Here is a 23,273-nt window from a genome sequence, read left to right as displayed (position 1 = left end):
GCATCCGCTCTAATGCCGGTCATCGTTAGACGTGATAGACGTCGATCACGTGGTGGATGTAGTCGTTCTTCAGAATTACCTTCTTCGCTTTGATCATTGGACGTTCACCGGCAATCTCGAGCGTGTAGAAGGAAACTCCAAAATATGTGTCGACGATCTTGTACCGATAGCTGAGCGTCAACCAGTTGAACCTAAGGTCAACCTTTCCATCGCCGTGAGAAAGGATCTCGACATTCGAGATGTTGTGCGATGTCCGTGGCTCGGGGGTGCTTGCGCTCGACCGTTCAGTCTTGATGCGAAACACTCGGTCCTCCAAGCCGCTGCGGCGCGCATAGTAGACCAACGAGATCTCGCTTTGAGGATCCTCAACAAGCCCGTCGTTGTCGTCCCAAGCCGGCATCCAAAAGCTCGCATCGGGAGCATAGAAGGCGAGCCACGCGTCCCAGTTCCGATCATCAAGAGCGCGGGCTTCCGCATAAAGGAACGCCTCAACAGCGGATAGGGAAATAGTGCTCATGCTTGCTCTCCCTTAGCTACAGCCGCGCGAAGTGCCGTAGACCAATGCCTGTGCTGAACGAGAAAAAGGCCTTCGTCTTCGATCTTCACGCCGCTTCTCACCGGATGAAGGTCGATGGCCCGCGCTGCCTCGTCGGCACCTTCAATCCAGTGCGTTGCGCCGCGCGATAAGTCATTCCACCGCATCGAAGAGGCCATGTAGGCCTGTTGGCAAGCACGGAACTCCTCAAGGTCGTCGGGCGTCGCCATTCCGCTGGCATTGAAGAAATCTTCGTACTGGCGAATGCGGCGCGCCCGATGCTCGGCCGGTTCATTCTTCGGCGCGATGCAATAGATCGTCACCTCCGTCTTATCCACGGACAGGGGGCGGCTAACGCGCAGTTGGGAACTCATCTGATCCATCAGATAGAGGTTCGGATAGATGCAGAGATTGCGGAGGTTCTCGACCATCCATTCGGCTTTGGCTCTGCCATGCTTAGCGATAAGTTTCTCCCGCTGAGCATAGGCTGGCCTGCTGGTCGGATCGGCCCACCGAGACCAAAGGACCAAGTGGCCGTTGTTGAACGAATAGTATCCTCCTCTCTGCTTGGCAAATTTGCTCACGTCGGCTGCCTTAACGTCATCCGATTCCGCGCTGCGACGGCCTGTCGTCGCAACGTAATTCCAATGCACTGAGGACACATGATAACCGTCGGCACCGTTCTCGGTCTGCAACTTCCAATTGCCGTCGTAGATGTAGCTGGATGAGCCGCGTAGCACCTCCAGTCCGTCAGGCGCCTGGTCGATCATCATGTCGATGATCTTTGTTGCCTCACCGAGAAATTCGGGCAACGGCTGCACATCCGGATTGAGACTCCCAAACAGAAAGCCCCGATAGGATTCGAACCTCGCAACCGTCTTCAAATCGTGGGAGCCGTTGCTGCCGAATTGGTTCGGATAGCCGGCGCCGTCTGGATCCTTCACTCTCAGCAATTTACCGGCATTGCTGAACGTCCAGCCGTGAAACGGGCAGGTAAATGTCGACTTGTTGCCGCGCTTGTAGCGGCAAAGCATCGCACCACGATGACTGCAAGCATTGATGAAAGCGCCAAGTTCGTTGTCTTTGTTGCGTGTTACAAAGACGGGCTGCCGCCCCATCCAGGTCGTGAAATAGTCGTTCCGGTCTGGAATCTGGCTCTCATGCGCGAGATAGACCCAGTTACCCTCAAACAAATGCTCCATTTCCAATTCGAAGAGTTCCTTGTCGGTAAAGATCGTGCGGTCACAACGAAACAACCCGTTCGTGGAATCCTCAATCAATGCCGCGTCAAGACGCTCAATGATGCTCGCTGCCATGGGCCTGACCTCGTCAATTACCTGCGTCGGTTGATGATCGATGATGTATTGCAACTATCGACGATACGGCCCCGACTCTACGGCCGGATTCCCCATCCGTCGTGAGACTCTCGCGCCCGTTCCAGATGGACACACGCGCACAATGCTGATCAGCGGTCGTGAGGCGGCAAGGAGCTTCCATACAAACCGGTCGGCCTCACACCCATTTCTCGGGGAGGTGATCATCTGTGATCCAAAAAATAGTTTGGTCTTGTTATCTTTAGTATGCGGCCTGAAACGTTCTCCGTTTGAGGACGCTTTTGTTGACCTATGTTTAAGAGCGCTTTTCTACCCATCGAGAACGCTTGATAGAGGCGGCGGCGGTGCACTCAAGCAGCGAATTTCTCACAATCCCAAGTATGGACTACGAGGAGTGGCAATGTACTGTCCTATCGATATGCGGGCGGTACACGCCGAGCATGATCGAGCCCAGCGCCTTTTCGGGTCGAGTGCAGGCCCGAAGTATCTACGGCTTGAGGGCCGTTGACCTCAGTTGCAGCGCCCATCGGTTCGAGCGAACGAACCGGGACGTCCGTGCTGACGCGAAGGATCACTACTACGCGGTGTTTCAGATGAGCGGTCGCTCTGGAATAATTCAGAACGATCAAACCATAGAACTCAGCGTCGGTGATGTCGCACTCGTGGATGCAGCCCGACCCATAGCGTATGTGTCTGAGGAAGAAGGTAACCACTGGGCCTCCGTGCAACTGCCGCGCGGTACCCTCTTGTCTTACCTTGGTTTGGAGCCGCGGTGCCCGCTTCAATCCGGCGAAATCGCTGCCGCACGACAACTCCGTCGACTGCTGCAAGATAGCGCTGAAGACGAGCAATCAATGTCCCATTCGACCAAGGATTATATGCGTCTAGCGCTCTTGGACTTATTGGGCGCGTTATTCGCCCCCTCCGAGCCAGGACATAGTTCAGTTCACACGGAGAGGCTGTTTGGACATATCTGCGACATCATTAGGGAGCGTTTTGCCGATCCTGATTTTGGCCCCGGCGACGTCGCCCGCGAGGCCCGAATCTCCCTACGCTATGTTCAGAAGCTCTTTACAACGAGAAATTCGACCTGCAGCCGATACATAAACTCGGTCCGCCTCGAGCGTGCGGCATTTCTGTTGAAACGACGATCGTTTCTGAAAACCGGCCAGCCCATTCGCGAGATCGCGTACGCGAGCGGATTCGGCGACTATGCTTATTTCAATCGATCGTTTCGCAGACAGTTCGGACAACATCCGAGTTCTCTCTTGCGAGATCCCAGTTAGCTCGATCCACACGGCAACAATCTGACAAGCGTCTTCAACACGACATTTGGGAGGCTAAGGCGACTGGTCCGATGGCGTCCAACAAGCGACGTGCGGAAATAGAGTCATTGTTTATCTGTCGCGTGATCGGCCTCCCGCTAACCGTCCGAGCGGTGGCAGACTCGCGCTCAGGTCGCTGTTTTGTGTCCAGTAATCTGGCTACCGATGCTACGAGGTTTCAAGCCACTATCAAACGTCATCAGCGATGAAAGCAAATACCTGCGAAATTGCGATTTAGGCGACCGGCAATGTCGCGGCCGTTAAGTTTATAGTCGTTTGATCTTCCGCCGAATATGCCCGGTCTTGAATCCGGAAACGACTTGATCGTCTTACAGTCGTAACCACACTAGGGCGCGTTTGCAATCATCCACTAACCGCCGCGCCATAGTGTTGCGCACTGTTCAGTCGAACATCGCATAGGATCATGGTCTTGAACCGCCGCAATCATCCTTTCCCCATCGGGCTCGCGCTGGGCGGACCAGCGAGCCTCATCAGGGTCAGTGCCGAAGGCGCAACACAGCCGGCTCGCACACGACTGTCGCTCAATGAAAACCCGTTCGGTCCCTCGCCGCTGGCTCTTGCGGTGGTTCGCGACGAGCTTAGCGAACTCTGCCGCTACGGTCGGGAACTCGGTGACATCCTTACGCAAAGGATCGCCGCGCGCGAAGGTTTATCAATGGACGAGGTTATGATCGGGGATATCCTTGAGCCACTCGGATTTCGTCTCGCTCAGGACGGCCCAAGCGGAGGAGAGTTCATCTACTCTGAGCCGGGTTACACCGCGCTGGTGGATGCAGTGCTCCCCAGCGGCGGCGTCGTGATCGGTGTGCCGCTCAATCATGAGCTCGAGAATGATCTTCCAGCCATCGCCTCCAAGGTGAACGAGCGGACTCGGGCAATCTATCTGGTTAACCCTCATAACCCTTCCGGCACGGTCAGTGATACCGTGAACTTTATCGCTTTTGTTCGCGAGATGTCGAAACGAACGCTTGTCATTGTCGACGAAGCCTATCTGGAATTCGATTCCGATTTCGAAAAGCGAACGGCTATGGGCCTCGTCCGAGACGGCGAGAACGTGGTCGTGTTCCGAACTTTCGACAAGATCTTCGGATTGGCCGGTCTTGGGGTCGGTTATGGCATCGCGGCCAAAGCGCTTGCCACTTCGCTCAAGAACGCCGGGTGGGATCCGCGGACGCGGTAGATCGCCTTTCGCTTGCGGCGGCATTGGCAAGCCTCCAGGATGCCAGCTATGTGACGACAACGCGCGCAAAGGTCGCCGCGGAGCGGGGCAAATGGCATGAGCTGCTGAGCAGCATGAGGCTCCGGCATTCAGATTCGCGGGGAAATTTCGTCTTCTTCGAGACCGGACATCCACACCACGAAATCGCTGCCGCAATGCGCGCTAAAGGCATCGAGGTCGGCCGCGCTTTCCCGCCACTTGACGATTGGGTCCGAATTTCGATCGGCCTGCCGCACGAGAATGCAATGGCACGGGCCGTCATCGCCGAGCTGTTGCGGTAAGGATCCTCGGCGAGCCTCACGGACTCGCGTAGCATGTCACCTCAAAGCTGACATCGGCATTCAGTACGAGTTAATCGATAGCTGTGATTGCAGGCAATGGCTTTGCGATTGCGGCCTGCTGCCCAGCCAGTCAGATCTCGATTTCCGTCCCGAACTCCACCACCTGTCCGGTCGGCACGCCGAAGAACGCCGCGGTGCGTTCGGCGTTGCGTTGCAGGAATGCGAAGATTGATTCCCGCCAAACCCACATGCCCGGAACGTCCTCGCGCGGGATGATGGTCTCGCGGCCGATATAGTAGGTGACGTCGGAAAGATCGATGCCGGGCAGCTTGCCCTGCCGGCAGGCGAGTTGCAGGCCCTCATAGATGGTCGGGTATTGCATGAAGCCGTAGTGCAGGATCACCCGCGTGATGCCCGGGATGATGTCGATGATCTCGGCGCGGTCGTCCTCGGAAATGCGCGGGGATTCCTCGATCTGCACGGTGACCAAAAGAACGCGTTCGTGCAGGACGTGGTTGTGCTTGACGAATTGCGTCAGTGCGAGCGGCACGCCGCTCGGCGCGGCTGCGAGGAACACGGCAGTGCCCGGCAGCCTGGCGCGGCACTTGGTGATCGCGGTCTCGATCAAATCCTCTTCCGGCTGGCGCAGTCTTGCGCGGGCGCGCTCGACCAGTTTTACACCGCCGCGCCAGGTGAGCATCAGGAACGCGATCAAGCCTGCAAGCAGCAGCGGAAACCAGCCGCCTTCGTGCAGCTTGGTCGAGTTGGCCGCGAAGAAGATGAGGTCGATGACAAGGAAGAAACCGTTGACGGCGAGCACGATCAGCGGCGAGTAGCCCCACTGGATCGCAACCAGCGCCGCCAGCAGCGTGGTGATCGCCATCAACAAGGACACCGCGATGCCATAGGCGCCGGCGAGGGCATCCGAAGTGCCAAAGCCCAGTACCGCGCCGAGCGTCGCGGCGGCGAGCAGCCAGTTCACCAGCGGCACATAGATCTGACCGATCGCGTCGCTGGTGGTGTGGAGGATGTGCATCCGCGGCAGGAAGCCGAGCTGGATCGATTGCTGGGTCAGCGAGAACACGCCCGAGATGATCGCCTGGGAAGCGATCACGGTGGCGATCGCGGAGAAAGCGACCAGCGGGTAGTGCAGCCAGTCGGGCGAGAGCTGGAAGAACGGATGGTCCAGCGCGCCCGGATCGGTGATCAACAGCGCGGCCTGCCCGAAATAATTGAGCACCAGCGCGGGCAGGCAGACGGCGAACCAGGCGAGCCGGATCGGAAACCGCCCAAAGTGCCCCATGTCGGCGTACATCGCCTCACCGCCCGTGACCGCGAGAAAAGCTGCGCCGAGCATGGCGAAGCTGATGTGGAAATTCTGGTGGATCAGGAAATTGAAGGCATAGAACGGGCTGAGTGCCGCGAGCACTGCCGGCGCCTGGACGATGCCATGGATGCCGAGCGCCGCGAGAACAAGGAACCAGCCGAGCATGACCGGTCCGAAAATCCGGCCGATGAAGCCGGTGCCCTGCTTCTGCATCGCGAACAGGCCAACCAGAATTACGATGGTGATCGGCACCACCGCCGGCGCCAGCGATGGCGCGTCCACCTTTAATCCCTCGATCGCGCTCAAGACCGAGATCGCCGGGGTGATTGCGCCGTCGCCGTAGAGCAGGGCGGCGCCGATGAGGCCGACGACCAGAAGCTGCGCACGCCAGGTGCCCGGCTGGGCATGGCGCGCGTGCAGCAGCGCCAATATCGCCACGATCCCGCCTTCGCCGCGGTTGTCCGCGCGCAGGATCAGGAGCGCGTATTTGATCGAGATGATCAGGATCAGCGCCCACAGGATCAGCGATACCACGCCCAGGACGGCGTTCGGCGCGATCGTGCCGCCATGGGCGGCCGCCCTGGCAGCCTCCTTCAATGCATACAGGGGACTGGTCCCGATATCGCCATAAACGACGCCAAGCGCGCCGATGGTTGTTGCAAGAGGAAGGGGGCTCGGCGGATGGCCTGAGGCGATGGCGGGCGTGCTTGACATCAGCGAGACCCCCGATTGCACCGCGCCGACCGGATCATCCTCAAGGGCGCGACCAAACGGCAGTCTGCGACGAGACGTCGCAAATTACCACTATGTTCCTACGGAGGGGGGGGCCGGGGTTACGGCGTGCGATCGGCGGTGACGAGGCGGGCTTCGCGAACGCCGCTCTGGGTACCGGCGTTCCGGAGGCAGGAAGCGTCAAAGTTCGGCCAGTTCTGCTGCGCACAGTGATCGTTGCCCGCGGGGCGGATGTCCAGCCGGTCAGCCTTGGCAAGAGCGCGGGGCACGCTGGCCTCGACCTGGGGCGCAAAGCCGGGAAGAACGGTGAGAGCGGCGGCAATGAAGGCGGCAACGGCGACGGCGGAAAGTGCCTTGATCATGACGGTTCCCTGTCAGTGGGCCTTGGTGGCCCGTCGTTTCGTTGGCGGGAGTGATAGAGGCCGCCCGTTTCCCGCTGTCTTCGCGGGGGGCGAAAATGATTTCGTTGCCTCGGGATTTTGTTTCGTCCGCGCCAGATGGATGAAACATTGGGGTTCAGGGCCGCCTTGGAACCCGGCTGGCTTGCCGGCCAGCCCCGGGCAGGCTAGAGGGGGATATGCCTCGCACCGCGCTTTATCCCGGCTCGTTTGACCCGGTCACCAACGGCCATCTCGACGTGGTCAAGCACGCCGTCGTCCTCTGCGACCGCCTGATCGTCGCCATCGGCGTCCATCCGGGGAAGAAGCCGCTGTTTTCGGTCGACGAGCGCCTGGTGATGCTGCAGGAGGTATTCGGCCCCGTCGCCGCCAAAGCCGGCTGCGGCTTCGATTGCATCACATTCGATGACCTGGTCGTCACCGCGGCGCAGCGCGCCGGTGGTACGATTCTGATCCGGGGCCTGCGGGACGGCACCGACCTGGACTACGAGATGCAGATGGCCGGCATGAACGAAGCCATGGCGCCCGAGGTGCATACCGTTTTCCTGCCGGCCTCGCCGGCCGTCCGGCCGATTACGGCGACCCTGGTGCGCCAGATCGCCGGCATGGGCGGCGATGTCTCCAACTTCGTGCCCAAAGCCGTTGCCGCCCGCCTCAAGGCCAAATTCGCCAGCTAGCTCTCGCGCTCTTCTCAGACATCCGTTCCGGAGTTTTCATGATCCGAATCCTCGCTGTTCTCGCCGCGCTCCTTTGTGTGGCTCCCGCGGTCGCGCAGCCCCTGCCGGCCAATCTGGACAAGGCCAATGCGATCGTGATCGACACCAGCAAGGGCCGCATCGTCATCAAGCTCAGGACGGACATCGCGCCGCAGCATGCCGAGCGCATCAAGCAGCTCGCGCGCGAGGGCTATTACAACAACGTGCCGTTCCACCGCGTGATCGACGGCTTCATGGCGCAGACCGGCGACGGCCAGAAATTCGACGGCACCGGCGGCTCGAAATACCCGAACCTGAAGCAGGAATTCTCGAACGTGCCGTTCAAGCGCGGCATCGTCGGCATGGCTCGGCGCGGCGACAGCGTCGACAGCGCCAACTCGCAGTTCTTCATCATGTTCGCGGACGGGTCGAGCCTGAATGGCCAGTACACTGTGATCGGCGAGGTCGTGTCCGGCATGGATGTGGTCGACAAGTTGAAGAAGGCCCCCGCAGGCTCCCCGAGCGGGGCGGTAACCGATCCCGACAAGATGGTGAAGGTGCAAGTCGCATCCGACGTCAAGTGAGGCTTGCCGATGCTGCGCGGCAAACCATTTCTCTGGTTTGCAGCGCCGCTGATGCTGCTTGCCTGCACGGCGCGGGCGCAGCCGGCGCCCGAGAAGCTTGATACGCTCAAGGACCTTTTCATAAAGCTGCACAGTTGCTTCAAGCCGCCGCCGCTGTCGCAGGCCAACCCGATCGACATCACCGTGATCGTCAGCTTCACCCGCCAGGGCGCGATCCTCGGCCGTCCCAGGATCACCTATGAGACGGCGGAGGCCAGCGAGAATGACCGGTTGCAATACCGCATCGCCGTGATGCAGGCCTTGGAACGTTGCACGCCGTTGCCATTTACCGATGCACTGGGCGGCGCGGTTGCCGGCCGGCCGATGGCGATCCCTTTCCGAACCCGCAAACGTCAACCCGAAGCCAAAGAGAGGCGAGCATGGCTGTTACCGAAAATACTTTGATCCTCGAGACCACCCAGGGTCCCGTCACCATCGAGATGCGCCCTGATCTCGCGCCGAACCACGTCGCCCGCATCAAGGAATTGGTGCGCGAGGGCTTTTACGACGGCATCGTGTTCCACCGCGTGATCGAGGGCTTCATGGCCCAGACCGGTTGCCCCCATGGCACCGGCACGGGCGGCTCCGGAAAGAAGCTGAAGGCCGAGTTCAACAAGGAGCCGCATGTCCGCGGCACCGCCTCGATGGCGCGCGCCGCCAACCCGGATTCCGGCGACAGCCAGTTCTTCATCTGCTTCGACGACGCCGCCTTCCTCAACGGCCAGTACACGGTCTGGGGCAAGGTCACCGAGGGCATGGAGAACGTCGACAAGATCAAGCGCGGCGAGCCGGTGCAGAACCCGGACAAGATCGTCAAGGCAAGGATGGCTGCCGACGCGACAGCCTGACACTCAATCGTCATACCCGGGCTTGACCCGGGTATCCATCGCTCTTCAGAAGAGTCTTTCCTAGGAGATGGATTGCCGGGTCAAGCCCGGCAATGACGGCTAGAAGATGCGCACCGACCTCTTTGACTTCGACCTCCCGCCTGAACGGATCGCGCTGCGGCCTGCGAGTCCGCGCGACGCCGCGCGGATGCTGGTGGTGCAGGGGGACGGCGTGCTGCGCGACCGCACCGTGGCCGAGTTGCCGCAATGGCTCGAGCCGGGCGACCAGCTCGTGGTCAACGACACCAAGGTGATCGCGGCGCAATTGAAGGGCCGCCGCATCGGCCGCGAGACCGAACCGAAGATCGAGGCGACGCTGATCAAGCGGCTCGACGGTTCGCGCTGGCAGGCGCTGGTGAAGCCGGCGAAGAAATTGGCGGAAGGCGACACTGTCCGCTTCGGCAATGAGGGCAAGGTCTGCCTGCTTGGACATCTCGATGCGCAGGTCGAAGCCAAGGGGCAGGAAGGCGAGGTGACGCTGTCATTCTCCTTCCACGGGCCCGCGCTCGACCAGGCCATCGCCGATCTCGGTAGCCCGCCGCTACCGCCTTACATCGCCTCGAAGCGCACGCCAGACGATCAGGACGCCGCCGATTACCAGACCATGTTCGCGGCCAATGAGGGCGCCGTCGCAGCCCCGACCGCGGGCCTGCATTTCACGCCGGCGCTGGAAGCTGCACTACGTGGCCACGGCGTCGATATTGTCAGACTGACCCTGCATGTCGGGGCAGGGACATTCCTGCCGGTGAAGGTGGACGACACCTCCGAGCACAGGATGCATTCCGAATGGGGCTGCGTCTCCGTAGAGACCGCCGCCGCGCTGAACGCGGCGCGCGCCAAAGGCGGGCGCATCGTCGCAGTGGGCACCACCTCGCTGCGGCTACTCGAAAGCGCGGCGAGGGAGGATGGCACGATCCAGCCATTCACCGGCGACACCGCGATCTTCATCACGCCCGGCTACCGCTTTCGCGCAGTCGATATCCTGCTGACCAATTTCCATCTGCCGCGCTCGACCCTGTTCATGCTGGTGTCGGCCTTCTCCGGCCTCGAGACGATGAAGCAGGCCTATGCGCATGCCATCGCTGCGGGCTATCGCTTCTATTCGTATGGCGACGCGTGTCTGCTGTTTCGCGCGCACGAGGGACGCGAGTTTCTGTAGGGTGCTACGCGCTCGCGCTGCCAGTTGATGTGCCCTCGCCCCTTGTGGGAGAGGGCTGCTCCGCTGCTGCTATTTGACTCATTCGGGTGAGGGGTTGCCTCCGCGGGCACGGTCGCCCGTGGAGACAACCCCTCATCCGGCGCTTCGCGCCACCTTCTCCCGCAAGGGGAGAAGGGAATGAGCGTCAACGGCTCTTGCGGCGGGGCGGTTCGAGGATCACCTGCTTCAGATCCAGTCCGCTGACGATGATGACCACGAAGCTCAGCTTGCCGCGTTCGCGTGTCAGGCCTCCGCTGATCGCCTTGCCCGAGGCGGCCCGTTCCGCCACGCGCACCGCGTCCGACAACTGCTGGTCAACACCCGACAGCGAAGCAATGTTGGTGCGGTCCTCCGCATTGAGTTCTTTCAGGGACGACACCAGCCGATCCGTCGAGATCTCGCCGGTGGCAGCATCGATGGCATGTTCCCAGAGCTGGCCGTCATGAAACGTCCGGACCCGGTACACCGGCGCACCTGACCCCCCATCGAAGCTGACATCGGAGGTCCTCGCGCCGGCGTGCGCCCGCTCGGCGATCTCGATGGCCCGGCTGAGCGACACCTGGGCGGTCCGGAACAGCTCAATTTGATGGGCGACCGCCTTGTCGTCAGACTCCGTTGCCTGCTCCTGGCCGGAGGAAGCCTCAGGAGCAGAAGGTGCGGCGACAGTGAAGGAGGGTGCGGATGCGAGCAGCGTCAGCAGACCGATCACGAGCAGGTGCCGTGTCGTTCTGGACTCTGTGCCCGTGGCGAGCGTGCGCGGATTCACCATCGATCCTCCTCCGTGGCGCGAAGCATCTGTTTCGCAGCCATGCGTCTCCCATCATTTGGGACTTCGATCCGGCATTTTTGAGTTCCGAACCGAGATCACATCGCGGCATTTTTCGCTCAACCGCCGCTTATTTGCGTGAAGGCACGAAACAATCTCTTCGGTGTTCGGGATGGAACCGGAGCAGAACCGAAAGACATCGGGCGTGCAGGCCTCGCGCTTTTCCGGCGTTCCCCGACCTTCTGCATCGGCTCGCGATGCGCATGACAGCGCCGTGATCGCAAGACCGACGGCCATGAGCTGGACGCTTCTTTGCAATAGGGCGGGGGCCAATGAGAGGATCCTTGCTGGTCCGGACGACTATCGCGCGTCGCGTTCGTGCGCCGAAAGGACACGGCCGACCCGTGTCCGGGTCGGCCGTCCGAACAGCGCAAGCCAGGCTTGGGGGCCAGGAAGACACAGGTTGCGCCGATCGAAGTCTGCGACGGCGTGAGCACTGGGTGACATCAGGTGCGGCTGACATCGCCGGCTCACTTAATTAAACTGTACTGTATCGTTTAGTTGTCGTCAACAGTGCTCCGACGCCGATAGCCGCCCAAATCGCGGGGCAGCCCGCAGCGCCGGGCATGGCTTATCGAGATGTCAGCGGGACGGGCGGGTCCGTGCGCCGGATTTCTGCGGCCGACCGCCAGATCCGCCGATGCCGGTCATCAAAAGCCGCAAGGACGCCCGCAAGCGTTTTTCCTCAGCCTTCCGGTCAATCGGAATGCCGTTGGTCGCCTGCCGGAAGGTGTGGCCGACGGTGATGTTGATATAGACCTCGGCGGCGGTCGTCGTGTCCTCGATCTGGACCGCTCGCTCGGCGACCAGGCGATCAAACAGACGGGTCATCGTCGAAACGGCTTTCAGGTAGCCTTCTTCCTCCGCGAGCCTTGCGAGCTCGGGGAAATTGGTTGCCTGCGCCGCCACGATGCGGCTCAGAGCCCCCGGCTCGGGCCCACTGATCAAATCGAGCATCTGCCGCGCGAGGTCGAGGAGAACTTGCTCGACGGAAACGCCGGAAACATCGCTGCACTGCATTTCCGCCGCTGTCGAGAGCGGAGAGAGCCAGCGCGCAATCTCGCGCCGCAGCACGGCCTCGAACAGGCTGCGCTTGTCGCGATAGCGGGCGTAGACGGTGGGCTTGCTGACCCGCGCCGTTTCAGCGACGGCGTCGATCGACGTCGCCTCGAAGCCGCGCTCCAGAAAAAGCCGGGTGGCAACCTCGATCAGCCGCAGGTCGCGCTGGATGGCGGCCCTTTTTGTCGGGCGGCCGCCGCGGGATTTCGCAGCGCTTTGCCGTGCCGCCCGTGCCATTAACCTCGTCAGTGGTTCCGTCCTCTCGGCGCTACTGTACCTCAGCTCTATATCGCGCCTCCGTGCAGCCGTCATCGCCAATCTGCCGGCGGCACCGGCCTCATGCCATCACGCGCTCGGGCAACAGCTCCGCGATCTGGACCGCGTTCAGCGCTGCGCCCTTCAGGAGCTGGTCGGCCGCCACGAAGATCGAGATCGAATGGCCGCTCGGGTCGCTCAGATCCTTGCGGATGCGGCCAACCAGCACGTCGTCCTGGCCGGAGGCATCGATCGGCATCGGGAAGTAATTTGCGGCGCGATCGTCCACGATCCGCACGCCGGGCGCGGCGGCAAGCAGCGCGCGCACCTGGTCCTCGCTGATCGGCTTCTCGCATTCGAAGGTGATGGCCTCGCAATGCGCGCGCAGCACAGGGACGCGGACGCAGGTGACGCCGACTGCGATGCGGTCGTCCTCGAAGATCTTGCGGGTCTCCTTGATGACCTTGGTTTCCTCGTCGTTGTAGCCGGTTTCGGGATCGACGGCGGTGTTGTGGTTGAACAGGTTGAATGCGTAAGGATGCGGCATCACCTTCGGCGTATAGACCTGACCGTTCAGATTGGCGCGGGTCGATTCCACCAGCTCCTCCATGGCTGCGGCGCCGGCGCCGCTCGCGGCTTGATAGGTCGAGATGATCACGCGCTTGATCCGGTTCTTCTGATGGATCGGCCACAGCGGCACGAGCGCGGTGATCGCCGCGCAGTTCGGGACGGCGATGATGCCCTTGTGCTCGCGGATGCGGGACGCGTTGATCTCCGGGATCACCAGCGGCACGTTCGGGTCCATGCGGAAGGCGGAGGAGTTGTCGACGACAACGGCGCCGGCCTTCACCGCAAGCGGTGCGAACTTCTTCGAGACGCCGCTGCCGGCCGAGAACAGGGCGATGTCGACGCCCTCGAAGGAGCGCTCGTTGAGCTCCTCGATGACGACCTTTTGGCCGCGGAAGTCGATGGCCTTGCCCGCCGAACGGCTGCTCGCCAGCGGCTTCAGCTTGCGCACGGGGAAGCCGCGCCGGTCCATGGTGGCGATGAACTCGGCACCGACGGCGCCGGTCACGCCGGCAATGGCAACTACGGGATCGTTCTTCACGGAAGTCTCCATCAGATTTGGGCAATAAAAAAGCCCCGGACCTTCATCAGGCGGGGCTTCGGTTTGAGATGATGCGGTCGGTCCGACTACACGCGCACGCCTCCCAAGGCCCCGGAGAGCTTTTTGGTCGTGGTGGTGCGTTTGGTCGCGGTCATCATGGTGTTGGAACTTATGCGGGAGAGTTTTTGCGCCGTCAACGGCTTTGCGGCAGAAAAACGACGTCGGCGCGGTTGAACGAGCCACGCTGGCGCGCCATAAGCGGCCGCATGAGCCTTCCCAATCATTTCGAATTGCTCGCAATTGACGGCAATGCCCGTACTGGCCGGCTGACCACGCCGCATGGCGTGGTGCGCACGCCGGCATTCATGCCGGTCGGCACGGCCGGCGCGATGAAGGGCATGCACTGGCGCGAGGTGCGCGACGCCGGCGCCGACATCGTGCTCGGGAACACCTATCATTTGATGCTGCGGCCGGGTGCCGAGCGCATCGCAGCCCTCGGCGGGCTGCAGACGTTCACCGGCTGGAACGGGCCGATGCTGACGGACTCCGGCGGCTTCCAGGTGATGTCGCTGTCGGAGCTGCGCAAGGTCAGCGAGAACGCGGTGACCTTCCGCTCGCATATCGATGGCGCCAAGGTCGAGCTGTCGCCGGAGCGCTCGATCGAGGTGCAGCGATTGCTCGGCTCTGACATCGCGATGCAGATGGATGAATGTGAGCGATTGCCGGCGGAGCGCGACGATATCGAGCGCGCGATGCGGTTGTCGCTGCGCTGGGCCGAGCGCAGCAAGCGCGCGTTCGAGACTGCACCCGCCGGCTACATGCTGTTCGGCATCGTGCAGGGCGGTGATGTGCCGGAGCTGCGCCGGCAGAGCGCCGAGGCGCTGGTCGAGATCGGCTTTCACGGTTACGCGATCGGCGGGCTCGCGGTCGGCGAGCCGCAGGCGGTGATGCTGGCGATGATCGAGGAGACTGCGCCGGCGCTGTCAGCGGATCGTCCGCGCTATCTGATGGGCGTCGGCACGCCCGACGACATCCTCGAAGCGGTGGCGCGCGGCATCGACATGTTCGACTGCGTGATGCCGACGCGGAACGGACGTCATGGCGTGGCGTTCACCCGGTTCGGGCCGGTGAACCTGCGCAACGCACGACACGCCGACGATTCGCGTCCGCTGGACGAAGAGAGCGCGTGGCCTTCCGCGCGCAACTATTCGCGCGCCTATCTGCATCACCTCGTGAAATCGGGTGAGACGCTCGGTGCTATGCTGCTATCGGAAATCAACATCGCCTATTACCAGCAGCTCATGCAGGACATACGCGCCGCGATCGCGGGCGGAAGTTTTGAGGACTTCCAAAACCAAACGCGCGCCGATTGGGCGCGCGGTGACATCGCCGCCAGATAGGGCTTAGTTGCAGACGAAGCGCTTGACCGCGTGCTTGGTCACGAAACCGTAACCGCAGGTGTCGCAGGTCCAGAGATAGCTGATGATGCTGTCGTACAGATAGGCAGACGCTTCCGCGGCTATCATGGTGTCTGCACACACCGGGCAGGTCGGCAGATCGCAGCCGCGCGGATTCGGACGAACCGCAATGGTCGACGGGATTTCAGCGATTGCTGTCATCGTGACCTCCTGGCGATCTGTGGGGAGCTTAACTTAGGGGTAACTTATACACCGATTTATTTGACGTTGTCGCAACACAAATGCGTTGGTTTATCGCTATTTAGAAACATTTCGCTATTGCGATGCAGCGATTTGTTAATCGATCGTTTCCCTTCTTGCGCTGCGGTGGGCCCTGTTCCTAACTAACGAGAACCGCGATTTTCGCGGCACATTTGCACAGGAGCCCCGTGATGGATGCGCCTTCAACTACGCGTGCAGTGCAACGGCCGGGACGAGGGCTGGTCTATGACTCCATTGTGGACGCGATCGGCAACACGCCGATCGTCCGCCTGCGCCGGTTGCCGCAGGCGCATGGCGCGCACGCGACGATCCTCGCCAAACTGGAATATTTCAATCCGGCGGCGAGCGTGAAGGATCGCATCGGCGCGGCGATGATCATCGCGATGGAGAAGGCCGGCATCATCAATGCCGACACCGTGCTGATCGAGCCGACCTCGGGCAATACAGGCATCGCGCTGGCGTTCGTCGCGGCCTCGCGCGGCTATCGGCTGAAACTGGTGATGCCGGAATCGATGTCGATCGAGCGCCGCAAGATGCTGGCGTTCCTTGGCGCCGAGCTCGTGCTGACGCCGGCAGCGCAGGGCATGAAAGGCTCGATCGCGGCCGCCGAAGAGCTTGTGCGCACGACGCCGAATGCGGTGATGCCGCAGCAGTTCAAGAACCTCGCCAATCCGGAGATCCATCGCCGCACCACCGCCGAGGAGATCTGGAACGATACCGGCGGGAACATCGACTACTTCGTTGCGGGAGTCGGCACGGGCGGCACCATCACCGGCGTCGGGCAGGTCCTGAAGCCGCGCAAGCCCTCGCTGCGCATCGTCGCCGTCGAGCCCGAGGAAAGCCCGGTGCTGTCAGGCGGCCAGCATTCGCCGCACAAGATCCAGGGCATCGGCGCCGGTTTCATTCCTGATATCCTCGATCGTTCCGTGATCGACGACATCGTCAAGGTCAACAGCACCACCGCGATCGAGATGTCGCGCGCGCTGGCGCGCAACGAAGGCATTCCCGGCGGCATCTCTTCCGGGGCGGCAATCGCCGCGGCGCTTGAGATCGGCAAGCGGCCGGAAGCTGCGGGAAAGACCATCCTGGCCGTGGTGCCGTCGTTCGCCGAGCGCTATCTGTCGACGGCGCTGTTTGAGGGGATTTAGCAATGGCCGATCAACCGAGGCGACCGCGCACGCTGAACGACGCCCGCAGCGAGGCGGAAGCGGCGTTCAAGCGCGCCACCACGAAGGTGGCCGAAGCGCCGCCCAAGAAGAATGCCGCTCCCGGCGTGCGCGAGCAAGTTACGCTGCGCATCGACCAGGACGTGCTGGAGTGGTTCCAGGAGGGCGGCCCGGGCTGGCAGGACCGCATCAACGAGGCGCTGCGCAAGGCGGCGGGGAAGTAGCTCCGACGAGGAGCCGCCAGAAATTGAAAAGCCCGGCGTGAGCCGGGCTTTTCGTTGAACGTTTCAAGGGCGTTAGCGACGGAACGCACCGCCCAGCATGCCACCCACGACGCCGCCGACGAAGGCGGCTCCCGGATCGATGCCACCGCCGTGATGGCGGGGGGGAGGGGGAGCGCTGCTGCCACCACCGCTGCTGGCGCGACGGCGCGGACGCTCTTCATCGCTCGAGCTCGTCGACGTGGTCGCCACGACCTCGGTCAGCAGCGCCAACTCGAGCTCGACGTCCGAGCTCGGCGCGGCCGCAACCGCGGTCGATGCCGCAGGCGTGCCCGCCGCGGTGGCCGGGTTGTTCGCCGGCGCGCCGTTGAGATAGACCGAGCCGATCAGGTTGGTGTGGCCCCAGGGCAACTGGCCCTTGCTGGTCTCCTCGTTGACCTGGGCGCGGACCTTGGTCATCGCCTGCTGGATCTCGACGCCGGGCTGGGTGATGTTGGCGATCAGCGCGCGCGTGAACGGGCTGTTGGTGCCTTCCTGGCCGTCGAGCGCGGTCTGGCCCGGGCCGGTTGCGAACGCGATCAGCGTGCCTTCGCCGGATTTCATTTCGGCAAGGCCGGTCTGCACGTTGACGCTGCGGGTCGCCGAGTTCGACTTGATCTTGGCGGCGAACGGATTGTCGCGGCAGGCATCGAGGAACACCAGCTTGACCTTGGCGTCGCTCATGGTCTGGTCGAGCGTGAGGTCGATGTTGATGGCAGAGCCCAGCTTGACGTCCATCTCCGACTTGATGTCGGCATCGACGGGCAGAAGATAGTTGGTGCCACTGATCGCGATGCCGTGGCCGGCATAGTAGAACACCGCGATGTCGGCTCCTTGCGCCTTCTTGCCGAAGTCGAGCAGCTTCTCGGTCATCTTGTCGCGGGTGAGGTTGGTGCCCTCGACCACCTCGAATCCGACGTTGCGCAATGCGCTGGCCATCGACTTGGCGTCCATGGTCGGATTGGGCAGCGGCGTCACGTTCTTGTAGGCGCCGTTGCCGACGACGAAGGCGACGCGTCTGTCGGCTCGGGCGTCAGTTGCGGTCAGCGCCACGCAGATCAGCGAGGCGAGGAGGGTAAGGGTGCGCATTGAAATCCCCCAGCAGAATCGAAAAGGCTTTGGCTCTATCGCGTTGTGTCAGACTACACGATAACACCACCGTTCGCGCAGCATAAAAATACCGCTGCGGTCGACGAGAGAATCGCGTTGCCATAAGGCATGCCATGAAACGCGCGGCGGCTACGTGATCTACGTCACAACCGCGTCGATCGTCAGGTCCCTGCGCGGGCGTGAGCCGGCGCGTTCGGTTTCAAGTTCAGGAGATTGCCGGTCAGGATCAGCACCGCGCCGAGCACGGTGAACAGATCGAGCTGCTCCGAATAGATCAGCCAGCCCGCGGTCGCGGTCAGGGGCACCCGGAGGAAGTCCATCGGAATCACGACGGTCGCGTCCGCGTACAGCAGCGCGCGCGCCATGCAGTAGTGCGAGAAAGTGCCGCAGAAGGCGATCAGGACGACCCAAACCCAGACATATGCCGGCGGCCATGTCCAGACATAGAGCGACGGCAACAGGCCTGCGGCCGACTGCACGACCAGCATCCAGAAGATGATCGCCAGCGTCTGCTCGGTGCGGGTCAGCGACTTCACCATCGCAACCGAGATGCCGAAACCTACGGCAGCCACAAGCGCGATCAGTTGGCCCGGATTGATCTCGCCCGTGGCGGGGCGGACGATGATGATTACGCCGATCAGGCCGAGCACAATCGCTGTGATCTTCCACATCGTCATGCGCTCGCCGAGGAAGGCTGCCGCGAGGAGCGCTGTCCAGATCGGCATGGTGAATTCGATCGCCACCACCTGGCCGATCGGGATCAGCGTCAGCGCGAAGAACCAGCCGAGCTGCGCGCCGTAATGGATCAGATTGCGCGCGATGTGCATGTGCACGCGCGCGGTCTTCAGGATCGAAAATCCGCCACTCGCGTGGATCAGCGGATACAGCATGAAGAAGCCGAGGATCGAGCGCGCTTCCATGAGCTGAAACACGTTCATGTCCCGCATGGCTTCGCGGCCGGCAATCGCGATCACCAGCATCAGCGTGAGCCAGCCCGCCATCCACAGCGCGGCCTTGATCTTGGAAGGGGTGCGATCCATCGGTGATGCGGAGAAGGAGGGGGACGGGCGGGAACGTCGGTATCGGCGAGGCCCACACGATTTGCAACTCGCAATTCCGAGAAGGCAGCGATGCAGGCCCTCAGCTTTGCCGTGATGGCCCCTTAGGTGCTAATCATCGTCCCGCTTCTGGGAGGATAAATTCATGCATGTCTTGCAACCGGCCGAATGGTCGAAACCCCGCGGCTTCTCGCACGGCGTCAGCTTCGACGGATCAGGCAAATGGATCGTGCTGGCGGGCCAGACCGGCGGCGATGAGAAGGGCAATTACGCGCCGGACATGGCAGCGCAGGTCGCCACCGCACTGAAGCGGATCATCAAGCTCTTGAGTGAAGCCGGCGCCGGGCCTGAGCACATCGTGCGCCTGACCTGGTATCTGACCAATCGTGCTGAATACGAGGCCGCGGGCGCCGGAATCGGCGCGGCCTGGAAGGAGACGCTGGGGCACAACTTCCCGCCGTCTACTCTGCTTTATATCGACGGCCTGGTCGATCAACGCGCCAAGGTCGAGATCGAAGTCACCGCCTTCGTTCCCGCGGCATAGGTGGCGCTGATGGCAAACCGTAAGACGTCGGCGGATTTCGTGACCGGCTTCGCCACCGGCTGGCCCGAACATCAGCCCGACATCATGGTACTGTCGCTGACGACGCACAAAGGCGTGCAGGATTTTGCGTTCAACAAGGAGCAGGCTCTGCTGATCGCCAAGACCATCAAGGACACCGCCGAGCGGCTGGCGAAGCCGAAGACGAGCTGAACGGGTTTCCTGAATTATCGCCCGCTTCCGTGGGCGAGCGGCGTGCGCGAGCTATCTCGATAGCGAGATGTCCGCTTCGCGGAACCCGTTATCGGCCCTGATGCTGACAGATTGCTTGTTGCCGCTCGTCCGCATGCTGAGGTTCGCATTGAACCCGCCGGCATTAACGGCAACCTGGAAATTACCGCCGCCGCCGCGGCCCTGCAGGCTCCCGCTGATCCCGCGGCTACCCTCGGTCCAGTTACCGGAGATCGCGCTGCCCTGGGCAACGACATCGGCTTGCAGGTTGAACTTGTAGGCATCGCTGGCGCAGGTCAGCAACATCGCCATGTTGACGCCGCCGACGCGGTAGGTCGCGCGGCAGCGGATGCGCTCCCTGGAGCCGTCGTCCAAGGTCACGCTGCCACCGCCAGACCAAGTGCCGGCCATCCCGGCAAACGGGCCGGACTGAGCATGGCTGGGGGAGACCAGAAATGTTGCCGCAGCAAATGCCGCCGCGAAGGTCAGCCGCCGAGCGGAGGGGAACAGCTTCGAGGTCCGGTGGATCTTACTGACGGGAAGCTTCCCATCGACCGCTGCACGGTACGCCTGCTGATGCCCCATTCCACTTCCCCGATCCGGAGTTGCCACTGAGCTGTCCGTTGGCATATGCACCATTGATCGAGACTCGCACAAGGCCCTCACGGCCGACCCTGCCCGAGATGCCAGCGCCCGGCGCGGAGATTTGACCGTCCGTGACCGTAACCGTGGAAGAGGTCGAAGGCTCGCAGGTTCCAGTTTTGGTGACCACGGTGACCTGCCAGAGGCCGTCATAGGGCTGCTGGGCCGAAACAGGGGCAGAAATCAGGGCAGCAGAACCGAGAAAGGACGCAAACAAGAGCGCGCGAATGCGGTCAGGACGCATGGATCAGATTTCCTTGAAATGTGTGTGATCAGTCCGGCTTATCCGGACACAATGTGTTCAAAATGGGCCGTCCTGTGGAAGGCAAAAAGTTCCTGCGAGATCAAACACATCATGGTGAACTTGCATGGTGAATCCGCAGCGTGAATCCGCACACCGAAACACAGGCGCGTTCGATTCTTGCGGCAGACTTTGGGCGTTCAGTGCCTGGCGTCAGGGAGACTGGGTGCCTTGGTCGCGAATTGCTCATCCTGCGGCTTGGCAGGAAGGCTGCCATGAGCTCTGGCATAGTCGATCACCTCGGCGAGCAGCCGGAGCCCCAGCGGCGCCAGCGCCCGCTCCCAGAGCTCGCGCGCGGTTTCGCCTTTCTTGACGAACACCCAGTCCTGCGCCGCGATGGCGCCGGCATCCATGCGATCGGCGAGATGATAGATGCTGCCGCCCGCGATCGGATCGCCTTCCTTGATGGTCCATTCCACGGCAGCCATGCCGCGATGTCGGGGCAGTAGCGAGGGATGGTAGCCGATCCCGCCGAGTTTCGCGGCGGCCAGCGCTTCCTTGCCGACGCGGGCGTGGCTGTGGGCCGTTACGATCAGATCGGTGTCGGGGGCGATCTCGGAGGCTACAACGAGCTTCGGATTGGCCTGCACCACCACATCGATCCCTGTGGCCCGCGCAGCCGCCGCCAGCCGGTCTTCGCCATCGTGCACCACGACCCTGACGACATCGACTTCGCGTTGGCGCAGCATATTCAAGGTCGCCACGCCGAAATGGCGGGAACCGACGAGGGTAATCCGCATATCTGTGTTCCGTACCTGATCTTGCCGTTATGCCGATAGCACAGGGCGGCCGACGATCCCGCCGCCGGGGATGGACAAGTTCCTGGTTATCAACAGAACGGCGCTGCAGCGAGCCGGTCTGGCGCATGGGACGCGTGCGCAACAGCCGTCGCGGCGGGGCCGGGAACCTGTGAGATGTCCAGGCTGCAGGAGATAGGTCACGGCTCTTCCACGCGGCTGGCCAAGGCCTTGTCGATCCTCCGGCCGTCGAGATCGACGATCTCGAACTGCCAGCCATGGGCCGTGATCTTTTCGCCGACATTGGGAATCGCGCCGAACTCCTGCAGCAGGAAGCCCGCAAAGGTCTGGTAGGGCCGAGGCGAGGGCAGGGTGATGCCGAGCAGGTCGGCAAATTCGAGCGCCGGCATCCATCCAGAGATCAGGTAGGAGCCGTCATCGCGCTTGACCGAGGCGAGTTCCGCCGGCCCCTCCTCGGTGTGGAACGCGCCGACGATCGCTTCCAGGATGTCGGCGCTCGTCACCACGCCCTGGAAGGTGCCGTATTCATCGTGCACCAGCCCGATATGGACGGCGGAATCGCGCAGGATCGCGATCACGTCGCGTGCGTCCACGGTCTCCGGAATCACCGGCGCCTGACGGACCAGCGAACGGATGTCCGGCGTTCCCCCGGACAGATATGCATCGAGCAGATCCTTGGCTTGCACGATGCCGAGTGCAACGTCGCGATTGCCGTCGAACACGACCGCCCGCGAATGGGTGGTCTTGAGCAGCGTTGCATGGATCTCGGAAGGGGGATCGGCGACGTCGATCGAACTGACTTCGTGGCGCGGCGTCATCACCGCGCCGACGGGGAGATCGCCGAGCCGCATCACGCCCGCGATCATTTCTTTTTCGCCGGGCTCGAGCACGCCGGCATTTTCGGCTTCGACCACCAGCGTCCTGATTTCTTCCTCGCTGACTTTCTCTTCGGCTTCGCCGCGATGGCCGAGCAGCCAGAGCAGCGCCTTGCCGGAGCGGTCGAGCAGCCAAACCAGCGGCAGCGAGATCCTCGCCATCCACACCATGGCCGGCGCGACCCTGACCGCAATCGCTTCCGGATCGCGCAGCGCGATCTGCTTAGGCACGAGCTCGCCGACGATCAGCGAGGCATAGGTGATGACGGTGACGACAAAACCGACGCCGATGGCATCGGCGAGCGCTGGGGAGACACTGAATCCGAGCAGCCATTGCGAGACCCGCTGCCCAAGCGTTGCCCCGGAAAAAGCGCCCGAGAGCACCCCGATCAAGGTAATGCCGATCTGCACGGTGGAAAGGAATTTGCCCGGGTCGGATGAAAGCGCCAGCGCTTGCCGCGAGCCGCTCACGCCTTTTTCGACCAATCCCGCCAGCCTTGCCGGCCGGGAGGAGACGATCGCCAGTTCCGACATCGCAAGCAGGCCATTGACGACGATCAGGACAAAAACGATCGCAAGTTCCAGATAAAGCACGATTAAACCTTCTTTAATGCTCAGCCGCGACAGCACCGAACATATAGGAAGCGCAACCCGTTTGGCTGCCGCTTGCCGACGCCGTCCGGAACAGCCGCGCCGCGCGAAGGTGTTAACACAGGTTCGGCTCGGTGTGAGGGGCGTCACATCGTGAAGCCGGGGAGCGGCGGTACAAACTCGGCCACCGCAATAGCTGGCGATAGAGCGACGCAGATGGATGCTCCGGGCCTGACGG

General features: G+C 62.3%; 26 protein-coding genes and 1 pseudogene. 13 read left to right on the top strand and 14 right to left on the bottom strand.

The window, feature by feature from the left end:
• Nucleotides 1–25: 25 nt before the first annotated feature.
• Both benB and ACZXDY_RS28550 read right to left on the bottom strand, forming a co-directional pair.
• Nucleotides 26–517 carry a benzoate 1,2-dioxygenase small subunit gene (gene benB / locus ACZXDY_RS28555; protein WP_028165560.1) on the bottom strand — a complete coding sequence of 164 codons (492 nt, stop codon included), beginning with the start codon at nucleotides 515–517 and terminating at the stop codon, nucleotides 26–28.
• Entirely contained in the window at nucleotides 514–1,851 is a 1,338-nt protein-coding gene (locus ACZXDY_RS28550; protein ID WP_464347779.1) for an SRPBCC family protein, read from the bottom strand. The genes benB and ACZXDY_RS28550 overlap by 4 nt, the downstream gene beginning before the upstream one ends.
• Nucleotides 1,852–2,309: 458 nt before the next feature.
• On the opposite strand from ACZXDY_RS28550, the gene ACZXDY_RS28545 reads away from it, so the two are divergent.
• The 3 genes from ACZXDY_RS28545 to ACZXDY_RS28535 all read left to right on the top strand — a co-directional run bounded on the left by ACZXDY_RS28545 (nucleotide 2,310) and on the right by ACZXDY_RS28535 (nucleotide 4,715).
• Nucleotides 2,310–3,155 carry a helix-turn-helix domain-containing protein gene (locus ACZXDY_RS28545; RefSeq protein WP_464347778.1) on the top strand — a complete coding sequence of 282 codons (846 nt, stop codon included), beginning with the start codon at nucleotides 2,310–2,312 and terminating at the stop codon, nucleotides 3,153–3,155.
• 469 nt (nucleotides 3,156–3,624) lie between these two features.
• A complete protein-coding gene (locus ACZXDY_RS28540) occupies nucleotides 3,625–4,395 on the top strand; it encodes an aminotransferase class I/II-fold pyridoxal phosphate-dependent enzyme (RefSeq protein ID WP_464347777.1) in 771 nt (256 codons plus the stop codon).
• Nucleotides 4,374–4,715: an aminotransferase class I/II-fold pyridoxal phosphate-dependent enzyme gene (locus tag ACZXDY_RS28535; RefSeq protein WP_464347776.1), complete on the top strand. Its 342-nt coding sequence runs from the start codon at nucleotides 4,374–4,376 to the stop codon at nucleotides 4,713–4,715. Before ACZXDY_RS28540 ends, ACZXDY_RS28535 begins: the two co-directional genes overlap by 22 nt.
• 130 nt (nucleotides 4,716–4,845) lie before the next feature.
• Here ACZXDY_RS28535 and ACZXDY_RS28530 read toward each other — a convergent pair whose 3' ends face one another.
• Nucleotides 4,846–6,756 carry a potassium transporter Kup gene (locus ACZXDY_RS28530; RefSeq protein ID WP_464347775.1) on the bottom strand — a complete coding sequence of 637 codons (1,911 nt, stop codon included), beginning with the start codon at nucleotides 6,754–6,756 and terminating at the stop codon, nucleotides 4,846–4,848.
• Nucleotides 6,757–6,875: 119 nt separating this feature from the next.
• Nucleotides 6,876–7,136 carry a hypothetical protein gene (locus ACZXDY_RS28525; RefSeq protein WP_028165555.1) on the bottom strand — a complete coding sequence of 87 codons (261 nt, stop codon included), beginning with the start codon at nucleotides 7,134–7,136 and terminating at the stop codon, nucleotides 6,876–6,878.
• A gap of 215 nt (nucleotides 7,137–7,351) precedes the next feature.
• Between ACZXDY_RS28525 and coaD the strand changes: the two genes are divergently transcribed.
• The 5 genes from coaD (at nucleotide 7,352) to queA (ending at nucleotide 10,536) form a co-directional block, all read left to right on the top strand.
• A complete protein-coding gene (gene coaD, locus ACZXDY_RS28520; protein ID WP_464347774.1) occupies nucleotides 7,352–7,849 on the top strand; it encodes a pantetheine-phosphate adenylyltransferase in 498 nt (165 codons plus the stop codon).
• Between the two features lie 38 nt (nucleotides 7,850–7,887).
• On the top strand, nucleotides 7,888–8,451 hold the full coding sequence (locus ACZXDY_RS28515) for a peptidylprolyl isomerase (RefSeq protein ID WP_464347773.1): 564 nt from the start codon (nucleotides 7,888–7,890) through the stop codon (nucleotides 8,449–8,451).
• 9 nt (nucleotides 8,452–8,460) lie between these two features.
• Nucleotides 8,461–8,895 carry a hypothetical protein gene (locus tag ACZXDY_RS28510; protein ID WP_130226925.1) on the top strand — a complete coding sequence of 145 codons (435 nt, stop codon included), beginning with the start codon at nucleotides 8,461–8,463 and terminating at the stop codon, nucleotides 8,893–8,895.
• A complete protein-coding gene (locus ACZXDY_RS28505; protein ID WP_130226924.1) occupies nucleotides 8,871–9,338 on the top strand; it encodes a peptidylprolyl isomerase in 468 nt (155 codons plus the stop codon). The genes ACZXDY_RS28510 and ACZXDY_RS28505 overlap by 25 nt, the downstream gene beginning before the upstream one ends.
• Nucleotides 9,339–9,444: 106 nt before the next feature.
• Nucleotides 9,445–10,536 carry a tRNA preQ1(34) S-adenosylmethionine ribosyltransferase-isomerase QueA gene (queA, locus tag ACZXDY_RS28500; protein ID WP_464347772.1) on the top strand — a complete coding sequence of 364 codons (1,092 nt, stop codon included), beginning with the start codon at nucleotides 9,445–9,447 and terminating at the stop codon, nucleotides 10,534–10,536.
• 184 nt (nucleotides 10,537–10,720) lie between these two features.
• Here the strand turns inward: queA and ACZXDY_RS28495 are convergent, their stop codons facing one another.
• The 3 genes from ACZXDY_RS28495 to ACZXDY_RS28485 all read right to left on the bottom strand — a co-directional run bounded on the left by ACZXDY_RS28495 (nucleotide 10,721) and on the right by ACZXDY_RS28485 (nucleotide 13,835).
• Nucleotides 10,721–11,344, bottom strand: a complete 624-nt coding sequence (locus ACZXDY_RS28495; RefSeq protein WP_130226922.1) for a PepSY domain-containing protein — start codon at nucleotides 11,342–11,344, stop codon at nucleotides 10,721–10,723.
• A 639-nt stretch (nucleotides 11,345–11,983) separates the two neighbouring features.
• Complete coding sequence (locus tag ACZXDY_RS28490; protein ID WP_464347771.1) at nucleotides 11,984–12,697, bottom strand: TetR/AcrR family transcriptional regulator; 714 nt, start codon at nucleotides 12,695–12,697, stop codon at nucleotides 11,984–11,986.
• A 100-nt stretch (nucleotides 12,698–12,797) separates the two neighbouring features.
• Nucleotides 12,798–13,835, bottom strand: coding sequence for an aspartate-semialdehyde dehydrogenase (locus ACZXDY_RS28485; RefSeq protein WP_455997439.1), 1,038 nt, complete (start codon nucleotides 13,833–13,835; stop codon nucleotides 12,798–12,800).
• A 254-nt stretch (nucleotides 13,836–14,089) separates the two neighbouring features.
• Between ACZXDY_RS28485 and tgt the strand changes: the two genes are divergently transcribed.
• Complete coding sequence (gene tgt / locus ACZXDY_RS28480; protein ID WP_464347770.1) at nucleotides 14,090–15,223, top strand: tRNA guanosine(34) transglycosylase Tgt; 1,134 nt, start codon at nucleotides 14,090–14,092, stop codon at nucleotides 15,221–15,223.
• A gap of 3 nt (nucleotides 15,224–15,226) precedes the next feature.
• Here tgt and ACZXDY_RS28475 read toward each other — a convergent pair whose 3' ends face one another.
• Nucleotides 15,227–15,442: a hypothetical protein gene (locus tag ACZXDY_RS28475; protein WP_028165546.1), complete on the bottom strand. Its 216-nt coding sequence runs from the start codon at nucleotides 15,440–15,442 to the stop codon at nucleotides 15,227–15,229.
• Nucleotides 15,443–15,672: 230 nt separating this feature from the next.
• Between ACZXDY_RS28475 and cysK the strand changes: the two genes are divergently transcribed.
• Nucleotides 15,673–16,650: a cysteine synthase A gene (cysK, locus tag ACZXDY_RS28470; protein ID WP_464347769.1), complete on the top strand. Its 978-nt coding sequence runs from the start codon at nucleotides 15,673–15,675 to the stop codon at nucleotides 16,648–16,650.
• A 2-nt stretch (nucleotides 16,651–16,652) separates the two neighbouring features.
• Nucleotides 16,653–16,892, top strand: a complete 240-nt coding sequence (locus ACZXDY_RS28465; RefSeq protein WP_028165544.1) for a BrnA antitoxin family protein — start codon at nucleotides 16,653–16,655, stop codon at nucleotides 16,890–16,892.
• A gap of 270 nt (nucleotides 16,893–17,162) precedes the next feature.
• Here ACZXDY_RS28465 and ACZXDY_RS28460 read toward each other — a convergent pair.
• Both ACZXDY_RS28460 and ACZXDY_RS28455 read right to left on the bottom strand, forming a co-directional pair.
• A pseudogene (locus ACZXDY_RS28460) lies at nucleotides 17,163–18,017 on the bottom strand (caspase family protein); the annotation flags it as partial.
• A gap of 182 nt (nucleotides 18,018–18,199) precedes the next feature.
• Nucleotides 18,200–19,078 carry a DMT family transporter gene (locus tag ACZXDY_RS28455; protein ID WP_464347768.1) on the bottom strand — a complete coding sequence of 293 codons (879 nt, stop codon included), beginning with the start codon at nucleotides 19,076–19,078 and terminating at the stop codon, nucleotides 18,200–18,202.
• Between the two features lie 163 nt (nucleotides 19,079–19,241).
• Between ACZXDY_RS28455 and ACZXDY_RS28450 the strand changes: the two genes are divergently transcribed.
• Nucleotides 19,242–19,640 (top strand): RidA family protein, encoded by a 399-nt coding sequence (locus ACZXDY_RS28450; RefSeq protein WP_464347767.1) that lies wholly within the window; start codon nucleotides 19,242–19,244, stop codon nucleotides 19,638–19,640.
• Nucleotides 19,641–19,649: 9 nt separating this feature from the next.
• Nucleotides 19,650–19,850, top strand: coding sequence for a hypothetical protein (locus tag ACZXDY_RS28445; protein ID WP_028165540.1), 201 nt, complete (start codon nucleotides 19,650–19,652; stop codon nucleotides 19,848–19,850).
• Nucleotides 19,851–19,901: 51 nt separating this feature from the next.
• Here ACZXDY_RS28445 and ACZXDY_RS28440 read toward each other — a convergent pair whose 3' ends face one another.
• The 4 genes from ACZXDY_RS28440 to ACZXDY_RS28425 form a co-directional block, all read right to left on the bottom strand.
• Nucleotides 19,902–20,453, bottom strand: coding sequence for a hypothetical protein (locus tag ACZXDY_RS28440; RefSeq protein ID WP_464347766.1), 552 nt, complete (start codon nucleotides 20,451–20,453; stop codon nucleotides 19,902–19,904).
• The gene (locus ACZXDY_RS28435; protein WP_080663820.1) at nucleotides 20,398–20,754 is read right to left on the bottom strand and encodes a hypothetical protein; all 357 of its coding nucleotides are present in this window, start codon (nucleotides 20,752–20,754) and stop codon (nucleotides 20,398–20,400) included. Before ACZXDY_RS28435 ends, ACZXDY_RS28440 begins: the two co-directional genes overlap by 56 nt.
• Before the next feature lie 197 nt (nucleotides 20,755–20,951).
• Nucleotides 20,952–21,551: a formyltransferase family protein gene (locus tag ACZXDY_RS28430; protein ID WP_028165538.1), complete on the bottom strand. Its 600-nt coding sequence runs from the start codon at nucleotides 21,549–21,551 to the stop codon at nucleotides 20,952–20,954.
• A 197-nt stretch (nucleotides 21,552–21,748) separates the two neighbouring features.
• Entirely contained in the window at nucleotides 21,749–23,038 is a 1,290-nt protein-coding gene (locus tag ACZXDY_RS28425) for a hemolysin family protein (RefSeq protein ID WP_028165537.1), read from the bottom strand.
• Nucleotides 23,039–23,273: the final 235 nt, after the last annotated feature.

The sequence above is a fragment of the Bradyrhizobium sp. LeoB3 genome, from assembly GCF_055456055.1.
Note: the sequence above shows the minus strand (reverse complement) of the source record. Positions and strands in the feature narration are given on the sequence as shown.

Coding starts and splice junctions, on each gene's coding strand:
- coaD (WP_464347774.1), top strand. CDS start 7,352: ATGCCTCGCACCGCGCTTTATCCCGGCTCGTTTGACCCGGTCACCAAC.
- ACZXDY_RS28515 (WP_464347773.1), top strand. CDS start 7,888: ATGATCCGAATCCTCGCTGTTCTCGCCGCGCTCCTTTGTGTGGCTCCC.
- ACZXDY_RS28490 (WP_464347771.1), bottom strand. CDS start 12,697: ATGGCACGGGCGGCACGGCAAAGCGCTGCGAAATCCCGCGGCGGCCGC.
- cysK (WP_464347769.1), top strand. CDS start 15,673: ATGGATGCGCCTTCAACTACGCGTGCAGTGCAACGGCCGGGACGAGGG.
- ACZXDY_RS28495 (WP_130226922.1), bottom strand. CDS start 11,344: ATGGTGAATCCGCGCACGCTCGCCACGGGCACAGAGTCCAGAACGACA.
- benB (WP_028165560.1), bottom strand. CDS start 517: ATGAGCACTATTTCCCTATCCGCTGTTGAGGCGTTCCTTTATGCGGAA.
- ACZXDY_RS28530 (WP_464347775.1), bottom strand. CDS start 6,756: ATGTCAAGCACGCCCGCCATCGCCTCAGGCCATCCGCCGAGCCCCCTT.
- queA (WP_464347772.1), top strand. CDS start 9,445: ATGCGCACCGACCTCTTTGACTTCGACCTCCCGCCTGAACGGATCGCG.
- ACZXDY_RS28505 (WP_130226924.1), top strand. CDS start 8,871: ATGGCTGTTACCGAAAATACTTTGATCCTCGAGACCACCCAGGGTCCC.
- ACZXDY_RS28525 (WP_028165555.1), bottom strand. CDS start 7,136: ATGATCAAGGCACTTTCCGCCGTCGCCGTTGCCGCCTTCATTGCCGCC.
- ACZXDY_RS28435 (WP_080663820.1), bottom strand. CDS start 20,754: ATGCGTCCTGACCGCATTCGCGCGCTCTTGTTTGCGTCCTTTCTCGGT.
- ACZXDY_RS28475 (WP_028165546.1), bottom strand. CDS start 15,442: ATGACAGCAATCGCTGAAATCCCGTCGACCATTGCGGTTCGTCCGAAT.
- tgt (WP_464347770.1), top strand. CDS start 14,090: ATGAGCCTTCCCAATCATTTCGAATTGCTCGCAATTGACGGCAATGCC.
- ACZXDY_RS28445 (WP_028165540.1), top strand. CDS start 19,650: ATGGCAAACCGTAAGACGTCGGCGGATTTCGTGACCGGCTTCGCCACC.
- ACZXDY_RS28440 (WP_464347766.1), bottom strand. CDS start 20,453: ATGGGGCATCAGCAGGCGTACCGTGCAGCGGTCGATGGGAAGCTTCCC.
- ACZXDY_RS28510 (WP_130226925.1), top strand. CDS start 8,461: ATGCTGCGCGGCAAACCATTTCTCTGGTTTGCAGCGCCGCTGATGCTG.
- ACZXDY_RS28455 (WP_464347768.1), bottom strand. CDS start 19,078: ATGGATCGCACCCCTTCCAAGATCAAGGCCGCGCTGTGGATGGCGGGC.
- ACZXDY_RS28485 (WP_455997439.1), bottom strand. CDS start 13,835: ATGGAGACTTCCGTGAAGAACGATCCCGTAGTTGCCATTGCCGGCGTG.
- ACZXDY_RS28465 (WP_028165544.1), top strand. CDS start 16,653: ATGGCCGATCAACCGAGGCGACCGCGCACGCTGAACGACGCCCGCAGC.
- ACZXDY_RS28550 (WP_464347779.1), bottom strand. CDS start 1,851: ATGGCAGCGAGCATCATTGAGCGTCTTGACGCGGCATTGATTGAGGAT.
- ACZXDY_RS28545 (WP_464347778.1), top strand. CDS start 2,310: ATGATCGAGCCCAGCGCCTTTTCGGGTCGAGTGCAGGCCCGAAGTATC.
- ACZXDY_RS28430 (WP_028165538.1), bottom strand. CDS start 21,551: ATGCGGATTACCCTCGTCGGTTCCCGCCATTTCGGCGTGGCGACCTTG.
- ACZXDY_RS28450 (WP_464347767.1), top strand. CDS start 19,242: ATGCATGTCTTGCAACCGGCCGAATGGTCGAAACCCCGCGGCTTCTCG.